Here is a 17,569-nt window from a genome sequence, read left to right as displayed (position 1 = left end):
TTTCAGTTCCTCGTCTCGGGGCCGGCGGCGATCGCCAGCTCGGCGGGCTCGGGACCCGCGTCGAGGCGAACGTCGCGCGAGCGCAGCGCCGCCATGTGATTCCAGACCGGCGCGAGGCCCTGGCGGGCCGTCCGATAGCCGTCGAAGACGCCGACGTAGCGCCGGGCGAGCCCCGGTTCCGGGGCTTCGGGCGCACCGAGAAGCGGCGTCACCCAGGTTTCGATGCAGGCGTCCATCGTCGGAAAGGCCTTGATTGCGACGGCGGCCATCATGGCCGCGCCGGCCGCGCCCGCCTCCTCTCGCGCCGAGGCACGGACGCTCGCGCCCGTGGTCGCCGCCAGCACCGAGCGCAGCGCGTGCGAACGGGCGGCGCCACCGGTCAGGCGCAACTCACGCGGCATGTCGCCCATGGCGGCGTAGCAGTCGCGGGCGGCCATCGCGATGCCATCGACCACCGCCCGCACGAGATCGGGATAGCGGTGGCCGCTCGACAGACCGACGAAGCCGGCCCGCGCGTCGGGGTCGATGAAGGGGCCGCGCTCGCCGGCCGAGATGTAGGGGTGGTAGAGTATGGCGCCGGGCTCGGATCGCGCGAGCCAGCCCTCGATGCGCCCGACGAGATCGCCCTTCGCCGGCCGTTCGCCGAACTCGGCCAGAAGGTCGCCGGCAAGGCCCAGCACCCAATCGATATTCAGCGTCGCGGCCATGTTGGTCTGGACCTGCGTCACGATGCCGGGGATCGGCAAGGCGATGACGTAGCCCGTCCCTTCCGCGTTCAGGACCACGTCTTCGGACCGCACGGCGCGCATGTGGACGCCGGTCGAGCCGATCGTCGAACAGGCGACGCCCGGTTCGCGTGCATAGACGCCGGCGCCTAGCGCCGTCATCACCATGTCGACATACCCGAGCGAGACCGGCGTGCCTTCCATTAGGCCCGTCGCTTCTGCCGCCTCGCGGTTCAGCGGATGGGTCACCTTCGTGCCGTCGAGGATTGGCGGCAGAAGATGGCGGCGCGTCGAAAGGCCAAGGGCCTCGATCACCGTGTCGTCGTAGGCGCGGTCGCGGAAGTTGCCGAAGGTGAAGCTCGCCTCCGACGGATCGGTCGCCCGCACGCCGGTGAGGCAGAGGTAGAGCCAGTCCTTGCAGTGGAGCGCGGCCTCCGCACGATCGATCAGCTCCGGGTGCTCGGTCGCCATGTGGGCGAGCTGCGCGCCCTGCTGGCAGGTGTTGAGACCGGTGCCGGTGCGCTCGAAGCGGGTGCGCTCCAGCGCCCCCCGCCACAAACGCCGCACCGCCGGAGCCGAGCGGGCGTCGAGCCAGAGCCAGGCGTCGCCGACCGGCCGGTTGCCGGCGCCGACGAGCCAGGTGCCGTCGCCCTGCCCCGTCACGGCGACGGCGGCGGTACGGTGGGCGAGGTTCTCGACCACCTGTCCGAGCTCGCGTAGCGCCTTCGCGCAGTCGGTCCAGGTGCGCTCCATAGACTGGACAGCCGAGCCGTCCGGCTCCTCGCGATAGGTGTTGACGACGGCGGCGGTTCCGAGCTGGCGGCCGGCGAGATCGAAGGCGACCGCCTTGATCACCGACGTTCCTGCATCGATTCCGATCAGGATCTCCTTGCCATCAGTCACGCGCGCCTCCCAGTTTCGAACGTGCCGACGCCCCTTCCCCCATCGCCTCCTCCATCAACCCCCGGGGCACCCATCAGCTCGCGCGCGGTTCGCTCGTCCGTGATGAGACCCGTCAAAACGCCGCTGCGCAGCACCGCGCGGATCGCCGCGACCTTCCCTTGTCCTCCGGCGATCGCGACCGCTCGGCGCCCCCGGATGTCGTCCAGGGCCGGCGAAACGGTGCGCCCGGTGAGCGGCGTCTCGACGGGGGCCCCGGTCTCGTCCAGAAAGTGGCCCAGCATCTCGCCGACGCCACCGCCGCGCCGGACCTCCTCGATCTCGCCCGGAAGGATCATGCCCGAGCCGACGAGCTGGGCATCCACCTCGGCCGTGCCGATGCCCATCAGCATCAGGTCGGCATGGCAGGCGAGGCGGAAGATCTCGTCGACGCCACGCTGCGACAGGAGCACGTCCCGGTCGGCCGGCGAATTGGCGACGAAGGGGATCGGCATGACATAGGCCAGCGCGCCGGTGCGCTCGGCCAACCTGTGGATCACGTCGTGCGGATTGGCCGCGAAGTTGCGGGTCAGGCCGCCCATCAGCGAGACGAAGCGCATTGCGCCCGAGACGGTCGGCGTCATCGCCGTGACGGCGGCGGCGAGCGTGCGGCCGAATCCGATGCCCAGCACCCCGCCGGCGCCCGCCTCGATCTCCCGCTCCAGAAAGGCAGCGCCCGCACCGCCGAGCGCGCGCAGCGGCATGCCGCCATCCTCGTGAAGGTCGGGCACGACTTCGCAGACCAGGAGGCCGAAGGTTTCGCGAATCGCACCTTCCAGCGCGACGCATTCGGCGATGCTGCCGACCACCGACACCTTCACGGCGCCGTTCTGGTAGGCCCAGGCGATGAGCCGGTGCGCCTTGGTGGAGGATACGCCGAGCTTTTGGGCCACCTCCCCTTGCGTCATTCCGGCGGCGTAATGAAGCCATGCAGCCCGGATGGCGAGGCTCTCGTCGGCGTCGCGCCTCATCGACATACGCACCGGCCCTCCCCGCCTCGTCCGCTGCAATGCAAAATTTTTCAGTGCGAGAAAACTATTGCATTTGTCGCTCGGGTGTCAATAAATCTTCCCGTGTCGACGGCGGCGGATGCTCGGCCGTCTCCCGGCATCGCGACGGAGGAGCGTCGCGGCGGGACATCAGGGAGGACGAACGGTGCGACAGGGGATGGAACGTCCGTCTCGACCAGCCGCGGCAAGCCGCTGTGCGTCGTCGCGCGGCTTCCTCTCGCTGATCTCCAGCCTCGTTCGGCCGGACCGGAGAAGGAGAGTTCGATGACCCTGCAGGCTCAACGGCCATCGCGCCGCAAGGGCGCCTCGCGGGCACCGCTGATCGTCGCGGTGCTCGGCGTGGCGCTCGTCGCGGCCATGGCCTATGACACGCGCATCGTCACGATCGGCGGCGAGCACGACGTTCAGGCCGAGGTGTTCTCGCCCGAGACCTTCGGGGCCAGCGCCTTTCCCGAAATCCGCGAGAGCGTAGAGGCGCGAGCCGTGGACGCTGCCCAGCTCTCCTCGGAGCTGGCGGCCGACAAGGCTGCGGCGACGGAAAAATACGGTGTCTCCGGCGGAACCGGACCGGTCTTCCCGGTGACGTTCACCGGCATGGTCGGCGAAGGCAAATCGGGCGTCTACAAGGTGTCCGTGCCCGGCATGCCGGCCGAGACAACCGTGCGCGTCCAGACCGGGCCGGCCATCAACGGCACGGATCTGCGCGACGCGACGGGTACCATCGCCTTCGGCCAGTTCAAGAACCAGATCGAGTACCAGAACGCCGGCGCGGCCATCAACGACCAGATGAAGAAGGACGTCCTCGCCGGGATCGACAACACGGCGCTGACCGGCAAGACGATCACCGTCACCGGCGTGTTCCGCCTGGTGAATCCAAAGAACTGGATGGTGACGCCCGTCGCCATGAGCGTGCAATGAGCCACGCCGGGGCCGCCCGAGACGAGGTCGTCCTGTCCGCGCGCAACGTCGCCAAGTCCTATGGCAACGTCCACGCATTGAAGGGCGTCAACTTCGATGTCCACAAGGGCCAGGTGACGACCCTGTTCGGCGAGAACGGGGCGGGCAAGTCGACGCTGATGAAGATCCTGTCGGGCGTCGTGCGCCCGACGTCGGGCGAGATCGTTCTGGACGGCGAGCCCGTCGCCTTCTCCTCGTCCACCGACGCACGCGACCGCGGCGGCATCTCGATCATCCACCAGGAACTGTCGCTCGCGCCCAACCTCTCGGTGCGCGACAACATCTTCATGGGCCGCGAGATCACGGGCGCGGCCGGGGGCGTCGACTTCGCGGAGGAAGAGCGCCTCACCCGGCTGCTGATGGAGGAACTGGAAGAGGACATCGATCCGCTGACCCCGGTCGAGGAGCTCCGCCTCGGGCAGCAGCAGATCGTCGAGATCGCGCGCGCCCTGTCGGTCAACTCCCGCATCCTGATCATGGACGAACCGACCTCCGCGCTGAGCGCCACGGAGGTGGAGGTCCTGTTCAAGGTGATCCGCGATCTGAAGAGCCGCGGCGTCTCGATCGTCTACATCTCGCACCATCTGGAGGAGGCGCTCCAGATCACCGACCATGCGGTGGTCCTGCGCGACGGTACCATGACGGCCTATGCGCCGCGGGCCGCGATCGATCTCGAATGGATCGTCCGCAACATGGTGGGCGACAACTACGACCTCGGCTCGCCGCCGACCGGATACGACTTCGGCGAGGTGGTCCTCAGCATCGAAGCCTTGAGCGTCCCCGACGCCGCGCGGCCGGACCGTTCGGTGGTGGACGGCTTCTCGCTCGACGTGCGCGCCGGCGAGATCGTCTGCATCTACGGCCTGATGGGCGCCGGGCGCACCGAGATGATGGAGACGGTTGCCGGGCGCCTTCGCCCGAGCGGCGGCCGGGTCCTCCTCGACGGCGAGGACCTTGCGGGCTTGTCCATCGCCCAGCGCATCGCATGCGGCCTCGTGCTGGTGCCCGAAGACCGCCAGCGCGATGGCCTGGTCCAGACCATGAGCGTGGGGGAGAACCTGTCGCTGGCCTCCATCGGCTCCTTCACGCGCGGCCTCTTCACCTCGAAGCGACGCGAACGCGAGATCGTTTCGGAGGCGATCCGAGATGTGCACATCAAGACAGACGGCGGCGGCGCCCCGATCGGATCGCTGTCGGGCGGCAACCAGCAGAAGGTCGTAATCGGCAAGATGCTGGCGACCGACCCGCGGGTCGTCCTTCTCGACGAACCGAGCCGTGGCATCGACATCGGCGCCAAATCCGAGGTCTTCAAGCTGCTCGCCGAGGGCGCCCGCAAGGAACTTGCCGTCGTCTATTCGACGTCGGAAGTCGGCGAGTGCCTCGCCGTCGCCCATCGCATCGTCGTCATGCATCGCGGCCGGATCTCGGCCGAATTCGGCGCCGACGCCACCAAGGAAGAGATCATGGCCGCCTCCGGCGAAGCCGTGACCCACTGAACCGGAGTTCCGTCATGAGCACCACCACAACTCTGAAGGCGTCCGGCGGCGGGTTCGATCTCGGCCGCGTGCTTCTGGAGGGCCGGGCGTTCTTCGCGCTGATCGCGATCATCGCGATCTTCTCCTCGCTCTCGCCCTACTATTTCTCGACCGCGAACTTCCTGACCATGGCCTCGCACGTGGCCATCTTCGGCCTGCTCGCCATCGGCATGCTGCTGGTCATTCTCACCGGCGGCATCGACCTGTCGGTCGGCTCGACCCTAGGCCTGTGCGGCGTCATCGCCGGCGCGCTGATGCAGGGCGTGACGGTGGAGCCGATGGGCGTGATCCTCTATCCGCCGGTCTGGGTGGTGGTGGTGCTGACCTGCGCAGTCGGCGCCCTTGTCGGCCTCACCAACGGGGTCCTGATCGCCTTCTTCAAGGTGCCTGCCTTCGTGGCGACGCTCGGCCTGCTCTACGTCGCACGGGGCATCGCGCTCCTGATGACCAACGGCCTCACCTACAACAATCTCGGCGGCCGCACCGAACTCGGCAACACCGGCTTCGACTGGCTCGGCTTCAACCGCGTCCTGAACGTGCCGATCGGCGTCCTGATCCTGGCCGCAGTCGCGATCGTCGCCAGCGTCCTCCTCAACCGCACGGCCTTCGGTCGCTGGGTCTATTCCACCGGCGGCAACGGGCGCGCCGCCGAGCTCTCAGGCGTCCCGGTGAAGCGCGTCACGATTTCGGTCTACGTCCTGTCGGGCATCTGCGCGGCCATCGCCGGCCTCGTCCTCTCGTCGCAGCTGACCTCGGCCGGACCGACCGCCGGCACGACCTACGAACTGACCGCGATCGCGGCCGTCGTGATCGGCGGTGCGGCGCTGACTGGCGGACGCGGCAACGTTCGCGGCACCATGCTCGGCGCGTTCGTGATCGGCTTCCTGGCGGACGGGCTCGTGATCATCGGCGTGTCGGCCTACTGGCAGACCGTCTTCACCGGCGCGGTCATCGTGCTCGCCGTCCTCCTGAACTCCATCCAGTACGGCCGGCGCGGCCCCAAGCCCGCCAAGACCGCCACCTCTTCGCCATCGAAGGCATGACGCCTCAACGACGGCAAGCCTCGCCGGGAACCGGCACACCAAAGGGAGTGAGACCAATCATGCTCAAGAACCGGACGCTTCTGGCAGCCGCCGCAGCCGCCGCGATGACGATCTTCTCCGCTCCGGCTTTTGCCGACGGCGCGATCTCGATCATCGTCAACGACCCGTCGAACCCCTACTGGTTCACGGAGGGCGAAGTCGCCAAGGCCGAGGCCGAAAAGCTCGGCTACACCGCCACGGTCGCCGCCCACAAGGGCGATACCAACGCCGAGTCGCGCCTGATCGACACGGCCATCACCAGCCAGGTCAAGGCGATCATCCTCGATCCCGCCAATGCCGACGGCTCGGTCGGCGCGGTGAAGAAGCCCGTGGACGCCGGGATCCCCGTGATCCTCGTCAACGCCGAGATCAATCAGGAGGGCCTCGCCAAGGCGCAGCTCGTCTCCAACAACGCGCAAGGCGCGGCCCTCGGCGCCCAGGCCTGGGTCGAGGCGGTCGGCGACACCGGCAAGTATGTCGAGCTCTTCGGCGCCCCGTCCGACAACAACGCCCAGACCCGCTCCAACGGCTTCGAGACGGTGCTGACGCAGTACCCGGACCTCGAGAAGGTCGGCCAGGAAGTCGCCAACTGGGATCGCACCCAGGGCTACAACAAGATGCAGTCGCTGCTCCAGGCCAACCCCGACATCATCGGCGTGATCAGCGGAAACGACGAGATGGCTCTGGGTGCCGTCGCCGCTCTCAAGGAGGCCGGCAAGCTCTCGGACATCAAGGTCGGCGGCTTCGACGGCTCGCCGGATGCGGTCGCCGCCGTCAAGGCGGGCGAGCTCCAGTACACGGTGCTTCAGCCGGTGGCCGTGTTCTCGGCGGAAGCGGTGAAGCAGGCTGACAGCTTCATCAAGACCGGCAAGACCGGCGTCGATCAGGAGAAGCAGCTTTTCGACTGCATCCTGATCACCAAGGACAACGCCGACAAGATGACCGCGCCGTTCACCCTGGCGCCCTGACCGGCAGTTCCGCGAAGGGGCGTTGGTTCTCCGCGACCCGTTCGCATGTGCGCCTGCCCGTGACAGCAGCCCGATGGGCTGCTGTCTTCGTTTCCGGCCCCGAGCGGGCCGCCGTCTGGCCGCATTGCCTCGAAGGCGCTCCGACGATGAATTGCGCGCCGCTTGGCGCACGCATCGGAGCGGCCTGTCTCACATGCCGAGGCGACGCATGGTTTCGCGGTTCGTCTTCACCGCTCCGGCGGGATTCCGGGCCGCCTCGTCGGATTCTTCCTCGAGCACCAGCCAGCCGTTGAAGCGCGGCGCTTCACGAACCGCACCGATCACGCCCGGAATGTCGCACACGCCCTGCCCGAGCATCGTCCATGTGCCGCTCGCATCCACGTCCTTCAGGTGGAGGTAGCGGATGCGGGAGGCGTGGGTGCGCAGCGTATCCTCGATATCCATGCCGCCGCGCAGGATATGGCCGGTGTCGGGCACCCAGCCGACGCGCTCCGGGTCGAGAAGCGCGAAGAGCGCGTCGTAGTCGCTCCGGTCGAAGAGCAGCGTGTCGTGATGCGAGCTCGGGTGGATCGCGACGTCGACGCCGGCCGCCCGGCCGATCTCCGCCGCTCGCTCGTAGACCTCGGCCGCCACGCGGAACTTCGCCTCCCTCGGCCCGTCCGACATGACCGTGGCGGAGCCCATCGACAGGATCGCGCCGGGAAAGCGGCCGGTGAAATCGATCCAGCGGCGCGCGGCCTCGATGTCCGCCTCGACCTCGTCGACCTCGGTGAAGCCGCTCTTCGACGACATGGTGAAGGCGACGAGCGCCAGCCCCCGCGCCTCCAGTGCGCGCGCGAAGGCCTCGGGCTGCGAGCCGTAGGCACCGATCATCGTGTCGGTGATCTCGATACCGGCATAGCCGCCTGCCGCGACGGCATCGAGGAGGTCGTCCGGTCCGCCAGCGAAACGCTCGCCCAGCATTTCCCAGGTGTAGGTCTGACAGCCGACCTTGAGATCCACCACTCTCGTCTCTCCCATTTGCTCCTCCGCACGCCCTTCCTATCCTCTTGCGCAGATTCGAGCGACGGAGAAGGTCATGGACATCATCAGGAACGGATCGCGACCGTCCGGCGCGGGTCCGGCGGACTGGTTCACCGGGTCCGTGCGGGTGGATCCGCTGTTCTCGCCCAACGCGGCGCGGCGCGCGGCGGCCGCGATCGTCACCTTCGAGCCCGGCGCCCGGACGGCCTGGCACACGCATCCGCTCGGCCAGACCCTCGTGGTCACCGCCGGGCTCGGCCTCGCACAGCGCGAAGGCGGGCCGATCGAGGAGATCCGGCCGGGCGACGTCGTCTGGTTCGAGCCCGGCGAACGGCATTGGCACGGCGCGTCGCCGACGGTCGCCATGACCCATATCGCCATCCAGGAGGAGAAGGACGGCAGGGTCGTGGACTGGATGGAACCCGTGCGCGACGACGAGTACCGGCCGGGCTGAAGGAGCTGGGCCGACGGGGCCGATCAGACCGTGACGCGCCAGACGAACTCGCGCGCTTCGCCGGGTTGGAGATGCAGGATGCCCGGCTTGTCGGCGAACTCGCCGTCCCAGCCGACGGGGCTGGCCATCGAATACCAGGGTTCGATGCACAGGAACGGCGCGCCGGTAGGCTTCGACCAGATCCCAAGATCCCTGTACCCCTCCCAGGAGAAGGCCAGGGCGCGGACAGTCGAACCGTCGGGCGCCTTGGCGACATAGCGCACGGAGCGGCTCGCGACGTCGGGCAGGACCAGCGCGTCGTCGGCGAACAGGCCCTCCGACAGCGGCAGGACGTGGCCGTCGAGCGGGATGGACCTGGCCGCGCCGATCAGCCCGCCCTCGACCGACAGCGCCTCTCCGCTTTCGGTCCGGTCGAACTGGATCGCATGGTCCGCCTTGGCGATCCCGTCCACCAGCGGCCAGCGGAAGCCGGGATGGGCACCGACGCCGCAGGGCAGCACTCCCTCTCCGGGATTGGACACGCGCGTCGTGACCGTCAGCGTGGAGCCCTCGGCGACGTAGATGACGTCGAGTTCGAAGGCGAAAGGAAAGATCGACCGCGACTGCGTGTCGTCGCCCAGTCGGAGCGCCGCACGTGTGGGCGTCGCGTCCACCACGGCGAACGGCCGGTCGCGAGCAAAGCCGTGCTGGGTCATTCGATAGGTCATGCCACCGTGGCGCAGCGCATTGCCTGCGAGGCTGCCGACGATCGGGAACAGGATCGGCGCACGGCGCGGCCACTCCGGCCCGCCCTGCCAAAGAAGCTCGCCGCCCTCCGGCCCGCTGAGGCTCGACAGTTCCGCCCCGAGGGGTGTGATCGAGGCCGAAATGCCGTCGGCGGCGATGGTGATGCGGTCGTTCATGCGCGGGCTCTCCGTTCCATGCGTCGGGGTTATGGACTGCGACCTCGCGGTAGCAAGGGGTCAGAGCTGCACGGCGGGCCATCGGGCCAACGCCTCGCGGTCGGCGGGCGTGAGCGAGTAGACCCCGTGGCCGGTGCGCTCGAACCAGCCGTAGACGTTGCGACGCAGGATGGCGGCGGCCTTCGGGACCTTTCCAGCCAGGTCGCGCGGGCGAAGCGCCCCCTCGGCCAAGGCGCGGGCGCAGACGAGCGCTTGCTGGCGATAGGCGGTCATCACCGGCATGCGCGAGCCGCCCCCGACGACGGGATCACCCTGCCGGCGCCGGTGCTCGTCGAGGAGGCGCGAGCGTCGCTTCGGGTCGCGCCGGGGCATCGGCGCCGCGGGGCCGAGAAGGACGTGGACGCCGTCGTCCACACCGACGCCCAGAAGGCCGAAGCCGAGGCGCCGGCACAGGTTGCGGAAACGCGCATCCGCCTCGCGTCCCTTGCCGCGCGACGACAGCCGAGCCGCGAGCCACACTTCGTCGCACGCGCTTGCGCGATCCACCGCCTGCAGCACGAGTTCCAGGTTGAAGGTCTGCTTGAGTTCGCAGACCACGAGCACCGGCGGCTCCCCCTCGCGCACGCCCAGAAGATCGCAGCCGCCGACCTCGCCCTTCACGGCGAAGCCGAGGGTTTCGAGGAAGGCCTTCACGGGCGCGTAGAGCGCCGTTTCCGGCGGTCGGACAGCCGGCTCCCGGCGGGCGCCCTGCGGTTCGGGTGGAGGTTCGATCGACACGCCTCGGCAGATATCATCCGGCGATCGGCACTTCCATCGCCGAGGACGCCATGCGGGCGCGACGTGGCGTGGCGCGCCCGCATGGCGTCCACTTCCTTTTCCCGTCCTTCAGCGCGAGATCCGCGTCGAGAGGATGATGGAGGACTGCGTCCGTTCCACGCCGTCGATCCCGCCGATCTCGTCGATCCAGCGGTCGAGCTCGGCGATGGAGGGGGCGGCGATCATCGCGATGAGGTCGAACGCGCCGCTGATCGAATGCAGTTCGGTGACGGCCTGCACCCTTTCGATCGCGGCGGCCACCTGCGCCAGCGACTTGGGCGCGATCGTGATCAGCACATGCGCCCGCACCAGACCGGAGGCGTAGGCCTCGGACAGACGAAGCCCGTAGCCCTCGATCACGCCGAGCCGCTCCAACCGTTCCAGCCGGGCCTGCGCCGTGGTGCGGGAGACGGCGAGCCGTTTCGCCAGCGTCGCCACGGGCATCCGGGCGTTCTGCCCGAGCAGCGCCAGGAGGTCCCGGTCCTTCGCCGTCAGCTCCACCATTCCCGACACCCAGCCCAATTCGTCTTGTCGGATTGCATAGAAGCGGGCGCCCAATCGTGCAACTCGACGCTATGAACGGTGTCCCTCCTCCTTACACTCGCCTCATTCCATTCGGTTCGCGAGGAGGACGGCATGAAGGACGTGGTGGTGATCGGGGCCGGCAAAATCGGCGGGGCGATCGCGCATATGCTGGCCGGCTCGGGCGACTACCGCGTCGTCGTCGCCGATCGCAGTGCCGACCAGCTCGCCAAGATCGAGGCCCATCCGGCGGTCTCGACGCGCGTTCTCGACATCTGCGATCCGCAGGCCCTACCGGACGCGCTGGCGGGCCGGTTCGCCGTTCTCTCCGCCGCGCCCTTCCACCTGACGGGGCGGATCGCGCAGGGCGCGCGCGCGGCCGGCGTCCACTATCTCGATCTCACCGAGGACGTCGCGACCACCCGCATGGTCGAGGGCCTGGCCGAAGGCGCTACCACCGCCTTCATCCCCCAGTGCGGCCTCGCGCCCGGTTTCATCTCGATCGTCGCGCAGGATCTGGCCAAACGCTTCGACAAGCTCGACAGCGTGCGCATGCGGGTCGGCGCCTTGCCGCAATATCCGTCGAACGCCTTGAACTACAACCTGACCTGGAGCACGGACGGGCTCATCAACGAGTACATCGAGCCCTGCGAGGCCGTGGTCGAGGGCCGGCTGATCAGCGTCCCGGCCATGGAGGAGCGCGAGGAGTTCTCGCTCGACGGCGTCACCTACGAGGCTTTCAACACGTCGGGCGGTCTCGGCACGCTCGCCAAGTCGCTGGAGGGCCGCGTGCGGACCCTCAACTACCGGACGATCCGCTATCCCGGCCACCAGGCGATCATCAAGGCACTGCTCAACGACTTCAATCTGAAGAACCGTCGCGAGGTCCTGAAGGACCTGTTTGAGAACGCCCTACCCGCGACGATGCAGGACGTGGTGATCGTGTTCGTCACCGTCTGCGGCTGGCGCGAGGGCCGCTATCTGCAGGAAACCTACGCCAACAAGGTCTATGCCGACACGCTCGGCGGACGGCGCATGAGCGCCATCCAGATCACCACGGCGGCCGGCATCGCCACGGTGCTGGACCTCTTGGCCGCCGGTGCCCTGCCGGCGCGCGGATTCGTCCGGCAGGAGGAGATCGACCTCGGCGCCTTTCTCGCCAACCGTTTCGGGCGGGTCTACGACCCCGCCCCCGGCCGACTGCCTCGGGCCGCCTGACGCTGGGCGTCTTCGGCCGCCACCGGGTCGCGGAGATGGTCGATCGGCGTCATCGGGATGAGACTGCGACACCATTCCCTGTGGACGACCCGTCCGTCGCCGTCGCAGATCTCCACGGCCGACCAGATCGGAAAGGGCCGCCCGGATCGCAGTTCCTCCACGGCGAAGCCGCGGCAGTCGGCCCTCGCCTCCGTCTTGGCTTCGCAAAGGCCCGCGAGTTCCATGCCCTCGGGATCGCTCACGACCTCGCTGCCGTCGAAGAGGTGGAAAAAGAAGCGTGGCATGGTGCGTCCCCGTTTGGAGGGAGATGGCAACGGCGCCAAGGCGCCAAAATGGCATCGGCGCCCCCAACTCATTACCGGAGGATTACGGATGATGCGCCGGCTAGACATGGGCGCCGCCGCTTTCCGAGCGTCTTCAGGCCTCCATCGATCGGGGACGAGCTCCGCGATCGCCTGCGCGACGTCGAGATGAACGCTCGCGATCCCCTCGCCGACCTCTCCCGGCGCGGATGACCATTCGCCCGCTGCGGCGAAGGCGCGGCGAGGGCTTCCGGCTGTCAGCTCCGGATAGCCTCCGCATAGATGTCGAGGACCCGCGTCACGCTCGCCAGGAGCAGCGGTCGCGCCCGCGCCGGCGTCGCGCCCGCTTCCACGCCGGCATAGAGCTGGCCGAGATGCTGGCTGATCAGCGGCAGGGGGATCTCCCGATCGCCGAGCCTTGCCAGGAGACGATCGACCGCCGCCTTGGCCTTGGGCTCCGGCCAGTAGTAGCGGACGCGGTCGCTGAACGAATAGTGGCGCTGGAGCCGCTGCTCGATCTCGTCGCCGGGATAGTACTTCTGCCAGTTGTCCGGCGCGGCCAGCATCACCCGCTCCATCGTCGCGGGCAGCGGCTCCTCGCCGTCCGCCGGAACGAGGACGTCGGCGATGGCCGAAAGGCCATAAAGCGCCTCGCGCAGCGCGAAGGTCAGCCAGGGACCGACCTTGAGGATCACGAACCCGTCGCGCACGAGCGCGGCCAGCGCGGCCATGGGCTGGTAGTCGGTGGAATGGGCCTCGAAGACGAAGCCGGGCAGCTCGCGCAGCGTCGCCGAAAGGGCGCGCGCCTCCGCCGGCTGGTAGGCCACGACCTCGGCATTGCCGAACTCGACGCCCGGCTGCACCACGGCACCGACGGCTCGTCCGAAGGCGTCCGACAGACCGGCGGCGGCAAAGGCCTCGCGGTGCACCGCGATGGTGCGCCGGGCCGACTCCGGTGTCGTGACGGCGAGATGGTCCAGCGCTTCCAGCGCGCCGCCCGGCACCGGAACCTCGGTGCCGACGACATAGACAGGAAGGCTCCCGCCCCGCGCGCGCGCAACCCGTTCCGCCGCCCCGGCGAGGCGCGCCGCCCGCTCGGCCACGACCTCGTCGGCCAGCGCCACCGGCTCGCCGGCGCAGCCCATGGACGTGTCGAGATGGAGCTTGGTGAACCCGGCCTCGGCGAAGGCCGCGATCATGGTCTCGGCCTTCGCCATCGCCTGGCTCGCCGGCAACGCCTTCCAGGGGTTGGGGCCGAGATGGTCGCCGCCCAGCACCAGCCGGTCGAGCGGGAAGTCGACATCGGCGGCGATGTCCTCGACGAACCGGCGAAAATCGGCAGGCGTCATGCCGGTATAGCCGCCGTCCTGGTTGACCTGATTGCAGGTCGCCTCGATCAGGACGTCCGAGCCCCGCGCCAGGCCGTGGCGCAGGGCCGCCTCGATCACCAGCCGGTGCGCCGAGCAGACGGAGCAAATGCCGGCGGGTTCGCCGGCGGCGTAGCGCTCCGCGATCCGGGCGAAGCGTTCGGTGGCCGTGGTCATGCGCCCGTTCCTCCGGCCGAAGCGATCATCGCCTGCACCTCGGCCAGCGTCCCCGTGCCCGCCATCGGACCCTTGGCGCCGACCGCGAGAGCGCCGCAGGCGTTGGCGATCTGCAGGCATTCGGCCGGCGGCGCGCCGCGCAGCCAGGCGGAGACGAAGCCCGCGCCGAAGCAGTCCCCCGCCCCGGTCGGATCAATCTCCTCCACGGCGAAGGCAGGCATCGCGGTCCGCCCGGCGCGGTCGTAATGGACCGCCCCTTCGGCGCCCTTCTTCAGCACCACGGTGGAAACGCCGCGTTGAAGAAGCTCGGCGACGGCGCCCTCCTCGTCCTGCGCCCGCGTGAACAGGAACAGCTCGGAGCCGCTTGGCAGGAAGAGGTCGCAGGAAGCGAGGACCGAGGACAGGGCCTCGCGCATGCCGGGCGAATCCAGCATCTCCCGCCGGATGTTGGGGTCGAACGACACCGTTCCGCCCCGTGCCTTCACCGTGCGGACCGCGTCCTCGACCACGGCGATCACCGCCGGCGAGAAGAGCGACGATCCCATGACATGGACGTGGTCGGCCCGGCCGAGCAGCGCCGTCGCCTCGGGCGTCGTCGCGATATGGCCCGACGCGCTCAAGGGGATGTTGAAGACGAAGGCGCGGCTGCCGTCGGCGGCGTAGCGCACGAAGGCCGTGCCGGTCGGAACGCCGGGCAGACGCGCGACGGCGGAGACGTCGACACCGCTGGCCTCGAGGCGTTCGACGTTCAGCGTGCCGAAGTCGTCGTCGCCGACTGCCGCGATCATGCCGCAGGCCTGGCCGAGCCGCGCGGCCTGGTCGATGAAGATCGCCGGCGCGCCGGAGGGGAACGGGCCGACGAGCGGTCCGGGCTCCAGGAAGGTCTGGCCGATCTGGGTTGCCATGATCTCGACCACGATCTCGCCGGCGGTCACCAGCAGCTTCGATCCCGTGGGATCCATTCCTTCACTCCCTTGCTCGTCGGTTTCAGGCCGACCGGCGTTGCACCACCGCCGCGCCGAGCAGCACGACGTCTTCGGACGGATCGTCCGGCGCGCCCTCGTTCATCCGCCGCAGCAGGATCTCGATCGCCCGGCGGCCGATCTCGTCGAAATCCTGCGCCACCGTGGTGAGCGGCGGGCAGGTGTAGCGGGACAGCGGATGGTCGTCGTGGCCGGCGATGCGCAGGTCGCATCCCGCCTCCCCGCCGACCCGCAGGCCTGCGCCCCAGGCGGCGGCCAGCGCGCCGAAGGCCAGGCGGTCGTTGGCGCAGAGCACCGTGCGCCCCGCGGCCCGGTCTTCGGCGATCGCCATCTCCATCGCCTCGTGCCCGAAGCGCTCGAAGTCCCAGCCGCCCGTCGCGGGCAGCGGCATGTGCTGCGGCTCCAGGCCCTGTGCGCGCATCGCGGCATCGTAGGCCTTCCGGCGCGCGGTCGCGTTGGCGTTCACCGCCGGCATCCCGAGAAAGACCGGGGGCGTGCCGGACGCCAGCAGATGCGCGACGATCAGGTCGAAGGAGCGCCGGTTGTCGGTGCCGACGAAGGCCGCGGGGCCTGCGGGGGCCGAATCGACATAGACGAGCGGGATATCGGTCTCCAGCCGGCCGAGCGCGTCCGACGATCCGTCGGCTTCGGCCTCCAGCGGGGCAACCACCGCGCCCGCGACGTTCATGGACGACAGCGTCCGCACCGCCTGCGCTTCCTTCGCCATGTCGCCGTCCGACGACAGGACGAAGGCCTGGAACCCGGCGTCCTGCGCCATCCCCTGCACCCGCCGCGTCAGGGCGGCATAGAAGGGGTCGGCCGTGTCGGGCACGATCACGCCGACGATGCTGGAACGGCTACGGCCGAGATTGGCGGCTAGGAGGTTGCGGTTGAAGCCGGAGGCGGCGAGCGCCTCCTCGATGCGGCGGCGCGTCGTCTCCTTCAGGGTCGAGGGATCGTTGAAGAACTTCGACACGGTCGGCCGGGACAGGCCGACGAAGGCTGAGAACTCCTCCATCGTGCGAAGCGGCGCCTCCGGCAGGGTCTGCTTGCGAGCCACGACGAACCCCTTCCCCTACCGGCTCCGAATGCCGGCCGAACTCAACTCATCCAGTTTCCGCCGTCGACATTGTAGGTCTGCGCCAGAATGTAGTCGCTGTCGGACGAGGCGAGGAAGACGGCGAGCCCCGCGATGTCCTCGGGCGTCGCAAAGCGTCCGATCGGCACCTCCTTGGCGACGGCCGCCTTCTTGGCGCCGGGAGCGAGCCCTTCCCACTTGGCGAAGGCGGCGTCGACCTGATCCCAGTGCTCGCCGTCGACGACGCCCGGCGCGATCGCGTTGACCTGGATGCCGTGCTTGACGAGGGCAAGCGCGGCCGACTGCGTGGCGGAGATGATGGCGGCCTTTGAGGCGCAGTACATCAGCACCAGCGCCTCGCCCCGGCGCCCGGCCTGGCTGGCCATGTTGATGATCTTGCCGCCGCGCCCCCGCGCGATCATCGCGTTGGACACCGCCTTCATCATGAAGAGCGGACCCTTCAGGTTGACGGAGAAGACGCGCTCGTAGCTCTCCTCGGTGATGTCGGTGATCGGCGCCATGTCGAAGATGGCGGCGTTGTTGACGAGAATGTCGATCCCGCCATGCGTCCGGTCGACCTCGGCGACGACCGCCTCGATCGAGGCGAGGTCGGTCACGTCGAGCTTCACCGCACTGGCCTGATCGCCGATCTCGCCGGCCGCCTGCGTGGCCCGCTCGATGTTGACGTCGGCGATCACGACGCGGGCACCTTCGCGCACGAAGGCTCGCGCGAAGCCCAGCCCGATGCCGCGGGCGCCGCCCGTGATGAGTGCGGTCTTACCCTCGAGTTTCATGGCAATTGGTCCTGACGGAAAAAGGGGTGCGGCGATGGACGCCGGAGACGGGCTCCGGCGTCCGTCGGTTCGCTACTTGATGTAGCCGGCGCGGGTCATCTCACGCGTCGCCTGAGCCTGCGCCGCGGCGAGCGCCTGGTCGACGCTCTGCTGTCCGGACAGGGCGCCTGCGATCAGCTGACCGACGGCCGTGCCGAGACCCTGGAACTCGGGGATCGCGGCGAACTGCAGGCCGACATAGGGCTTGTCCGGCCCGGCCGAGGGGTCGGCGGCGTTCATGGAGCGCAGCGTCTCGGCGGCGAAGGGCGCGGCCTTCAGATAGTTCTCGTTCTCGTAGAGCGCGGTGCGCGTGCCCGGAGGCACGTTGCCCCAGCCTTCCTTCTCCGCGACGAGCTTCTGATAGTCGGCATCCGTCGCCCAGGCGATGAAGGTCTCGGCGGCTTCCTTCTTCTGGGAAGACGCGGGAATCGCGAGCGACCAGGCCCAGAGCCAGTTGGCCCCGCCATTCGGGCAGTTGTCGATGCCGCAGGGCGCCGCCGTGAAGCCGACCTTGTCGGCGACCTGGCTCTGGCTCGGGTTGGTCACGAAGGAGCCGAGGCTCGTCGCGTCGATCCAGAGGCCGCACTTGCCCTGGCTGAACAGCGAGAGATTCTCGTTGAAGCCGTTGGAGGCCGAGCCCGGGGGGCCGTATTTCTGCATGACCTCGACATAGGACGA

General features: G+C 69.0%; 18 protein-coding genes. 6 read left to right on the top strand and 12 right to left on the bottom strand.

All coding sequences use genetic code 11. The features are described from left to right. Positions 1 to 2 precede the first annotated feature (2 nt). Both O5O54_RS20050 and O5O54_RS20045 read right to left on the bottom strand, forming a co-directional pair. Complete coding sequence (locus O5O54_RS20050) at positions 3 to 1,628, bottom strand: carbohydrate kinase (RefSeq protein ID WP_279483627.1); 1,626 nt, start codon at positions 1,626 to 1,628, stop codon at positions 3 to 5. Beyond that, complete coding sequence (locus O5O54_RS20045; protein WP_279483649.1) at positions 1,625 to 2,635, bottom strand: sugar-binding transcriptional regulator; 1,011 nt, start codon at positions 2,633 to 2,635, stop codon at positions 1,625 to 1,627. The genes O5O54_RS20050 and O5O54_RS20045 overlap by 4 nt, the downstream gene beginning before the upstream one ends. A 303-nt stretch (positions 2,636 to 2,938) precedes the next feature. On the opposite strand from O5O54_RS20045, the gene O5O54_RS20040 reads away from it, so the two are divergent. Genes O5O54_RS20040 through O5O54_RS20025 form a run of 4 tightly spaced genes read left to right on the top strand, consistent with a single transcriptional unit; the run spans position 2,939 to position 7,216 of the window. After that, positions 2,939 to 3,592: a DUF2291 domain-containing protein gene (locus O5O54_RS20040; RefSeq protein WP_279483626.1), complete on the top strand. Its 654-nt coding sequence runs from the start codon at positions 2,939 to 2,941 to the stop codon at positions 3,590 to 3,592. Then, a complete protein-coding gene (locus O5O54_RS20035) occupies positions 3,589 to 5,127 on the top strand; it encodes a sugar ABC transporter ATP-binding protein (RefSeq protein WP_279483625.1) in 1,539 nt (512 codons plus the stop codon). Before O5O54_RS20040 ends, O5O54_RS20035 begins: the two co-directional genes overlap by 4 nt. A 14-nt stretch (positions 5,128 to 5,141) precedes the next feature. Then, positions 5,142 to 6,209, top strand: a complete 1,068-nt coding sequence (locus O5O54_RS20030; RefSeq protein ID WP_279483624.1) for an ABC transporter permease — start codon at positions 5,142 to 5,144, stop codon at positions 6,207 to 6,209. Positions 6,210 to 6,268: 59 nt separating this feature from the next. Beyond that, a complete protein-coding gene (locus O5O54_RS20025) occupies positions 6,269 to 7,216 on the top strand; it encodes a D-ribose ABC transporter substrate-binding protein (protein ID WP_279483623.1) in 948 nt (315 codons plus the stop codon). A 189-nt stretch (positions 7,217 to 7,405) separates the two neighbouring features. Here the strand turns inward: O5O54_RS20025 and O5O54_RS20020 are convergent, their stop codons facing one another. Then, complete coding sequence (locus O5O54_RS20020) at positions 7,406 to 8,236, bottom strand: sugar phosphate isomerase/epimerase (RefSeq protein ID WP_279483622.1); 831 nt, start codon at positions 8,234 to 8,236, stop codon at positions 7,406 to 7,408. Positions 8,237 to 8,294: 58 nt separating this feature from the next. Here O5O54_RS20020 and O5O54_RS20015 point away from each other — a divergent pair, with 58 nt between their 5' ends. Beyond that, positions 8,295 to 8,693 carry a cupin domain-containing protein gene (locus tag O5O54_RS20015; protein ID WP_279483621.1) on the top strand — a complete coding sequence of 133 codons (399 nt, stop codon included), beginning with the start codon at positions 8,295 to 8,297 and terminating at the stop codon, positions 8,691 to 8,693. A gap of 23 nt (positions 8,694 to 8,716) precedes the next feature. On the opposite strand, the gene O5O54_RS20010 is transcribed toward O5O54_RS20015, so the two are convergent. From O5O54_RS20010 to O5O54_RS20000, 3 genes are all read right to left on the bottom strand, one after another. Then, positions 8,717 to 9,595 (bottom strand): aldose 1-epimerase family protein, encoded by an 879-nt coding sequence (locus O5O54_RS20010; protein WP_279483620.1) that lies wholly within the window; start codon positions 9,593 to 9,595, stop codon positions 8,717 to 8,719. Between the two features lie 60 nt (positions 9,596 to 9,655). Further along, on the bottom strand, positions 9,656 to 10,366 hold the full coding sequence (locus O5O54_RS20005) for a DUF2161 domain-containing phosphodiesterase (RefSeq protein WP_279483648.1): 711 nt from the start codon (positions 10,364 to 10,366) through the stop codon (positions 9,656 to 9,658). Between the two features lie 114 nt (positions 10,367 to 10,480). After that, positions 10,481 to 10,915 carry an Lrp/AsnC family transcriptional regulator gene (locus O5O54_RS20000; RefSeq protein ID WP_407061738.1) on the bottom strand — a complete coding sequence of 145 codons (435 nt, stop codon included), beginning with the start codon at positions 10,913 to 10,915 and terminating at the stop codon, positions 10,481 to 10,483. Positions 10,916 to 11,047: 132 nt separating this feature from the next. On the opposite strand from O5O54_RS20000, the gene O5O54_RS19995 reads away from it, so the two are divergent. Then, complete coding sequence (locus tag O5O54_RS19995) at positions 11,048 to 12,151, top strand: saccharopine dehydrogenase family protein (protein ID WP_279483619.1); 1,104 nt, start codon at positions 11,048 to 11,050, stop codon at positions 12,149 to 12,151. Here O5O54_RS19995 and O5O54_RS19990 read toward each other — a convergent pair. The 6 genes from O5O54_RS19990 to O5O54_RS19965 form a co-directional block, all read right to left on the bottom strand. After that, positions 12,112 to 12,435 (bottom strand): DUF6894 family protein, encoded by a 324-nt coding sequence (locus O5O54_RS19990; RefSeq protein ID WP_279483618.1) that lies wholly within the window; start codon positions 12,433 to 12,435, stop codon positions 12,112 to 12,114. The two genes, O5O54_RS19995 and O5O54_RS19990, sit on opposite strands and share 40 nt — an antisense overlap. A 275-nt stretch (positions 12,436 to 12,710) precedes the next feature. Beyond that, entirely contained in the window at positions 12,711 to 13,997 is a 1,287-nt protein-coding gene (locus tag O5O54_RS19985; RefSeq protein WP_279483617.1) for a D-tagatose-bisphosphate aldolase, class II, non-catalytic subunit, read from the bottom strand. Further along, complete coding sequence (locus O5O54_RS19980; protein WP_279483616.1) at positions 13,994 to 14,959, bottom strand: sugar kinase; 966 nt, start codon at positions 14,957 to 14,959, stop codon at positions 13,994 to 13,996. The genes O5O54_RS19985 and O5O54_RS19980 overlap by 4 nt, the downstream gene beginning before the upstream one ends. A gap of 25 nt (positions 14,960 to 14,984) precedes the next feature. Continuing rightward, positions 14,985 to 15,998, bottom strand: coding sequence for a LacI family DNA-binding transcriptional regulator (locus tag O5O54_RS19975; RefSeq protein ID WP_279483646.1), 1,014 nt, complete (start codon positions 15,996 to 15,998; stop codon positions 14,985 to 14,987). An 83-nt stretch (positions 15,999 to 16,081) separates the two neighbouring features. Then, on the bottom strand, positions 16,082 to 16,852 hold the full coding sequence (locus tag O5O54_RS19970; RefSeq protein WP_279483615.1) for an L-iditol 2-dehydrogenase: 771 nt from the start codon (positions 16,850 to 16,852) through the stop codon (positions 16,082 to 16,084). A 72-nt stretch (positions 16,853 to 16,924) separates the two neighbouring features. Then, positions 16,925 to 17,569 (bottom strand): extracellular solute-binding protein (locus O5O54_RS19965; protein WP_279483614.1); only part of this gene is annotated, 645 nt, incomplete at its 5' end.

Source organism: Aureimonas sp. SK2 (genome assembly GCF_029813115.1).
Classification (GTDB): domain Bacteria; phylum Pseudomonadota; class Alphaproteobacteria; order Rhizobiales; family Rhizobiaceae; genus Aureimonas.
The sequence above is the reverse complement of the archived record's forward strand: the minus strand, read 5'-3'. Positions and strand labels throughout refer to the sequence as shown.

What these genes read in the sequence shown, in the direction of transcription:
- O5O54_RS20045 (WP_279483649.1), bottom strand. Translation starts at nt 2,635, where the DNA reads ATGAGGCGCGACGCCGACGAGAGCCTCGCCATCCGGGCTGCATGGCTT.
- O5O54_RS20040 (WP_279483626.1), top strand. Translation starts at nt 2,939, where the DNA reads ATGACCCTGCAGGCTCAACGGCCATCGCGCCGCAAGGGCGCCTCGCGG.
- O5O54_RS20035 (WP_279483625.1), top strand. Translation starts at nt 3,589, where the DNA reads ATGAGCCACGCCGGGGCCGCCCGAGACGAGGTCGTCCTGTCCGCGCGC.
- O5O54_RS20030 (WP_279483624.1), top strand. Translation starts at nt 5,142, where the DNA reads ATGAGCACCACCACAACTCTGAAGGCGTCCGGCGGCGGGTTCGATCTC.
- O5O54_RS20025 (WP_279483623.1), top strand. Translation starts at nt 6,269, where the DNA reads ATGCTCAAGAACCGGACGCTTCTGGCAGCCGCCGCAGCCGCCGCGATG.
- O5O54_RS20020 (WP_279483622.1), bottom strand. Translation starts at nt 8,236, where the DNA reads ATGGGAGAGACGAGAGTGGTGGATCTCAAGGTCGGCTGTCAGACCTAC.
- O5O54_RS20015 (WP_279483621.1), top strand. Translation starts at nt 8,295, where the DNA reads ATGGACATCATCAGGAACGGATCGCGACCGTCCGGCGCGGGTCCGGCG.
- O5O54_RS20010 (WP_279483620.1), bottom strand. Translation starts at nt 9,595, where the DNA reads ATGAACGACCGCATCACCATCGCCGCCGACGGCATTTCGGCCTCGATC.
- O5O54_RS20000 (WP_407061738.1), bottom strand. Translation starts at nt 10,915, where the DNA reads ATGGTGGAGCTGACGGCGAAGGACCGGGACCTCCTGGCGCTGCTCGGG.
- O5O54_RS19995 (WP_279483619.1), top strand. Translation starts at nt 11,048, where the DNA reads ATGAAGGACGTGGTGGTGATCGGGGCCGGCAAAATCGGCGGGGCGATC.
- O5O54_RS19990 (WP_279483618.1), bottom strand. Translation starts at nt 12,435, where the DNA reads ATGCCACGCTTCTTTTTCCACCTCTTCGACGGCAGCGAGGTCGTGAGC.
- O5O54_RS19985 (WP_279483617.1), bottom strand. Translation starts at nt 13,997, where the DNA reads ATGACCACGGCCACCGAACGCTTCGCCCGGATCGCGGAGCGCTACGCC.
- O5O54_RS19980 (WP_279483616.1), bottom strand. Translation starts at nt 14,959, where the DNA reads ATGGATCCCACGGGATCGAAGCTGCTGGTGACCGCCGGCGAGATCGTG.
- O5O54_RS19975 (WP_279483646.1), bottom strand. Translation starts at nt 15,998, where the DNA reads ATGGAGGAGTTCTCAGCCTTCGTCGGCCTGTCCCGGCCGACCGTGTCG.
- O5O54_RS19970 (WP_279483615.1), bottom strand. Translation starts at nt 16,852, where the DNA reads ATGAAACTCGAGGGTAAGACCGCACTCATCACGGGCGGCGCCCGCGGC.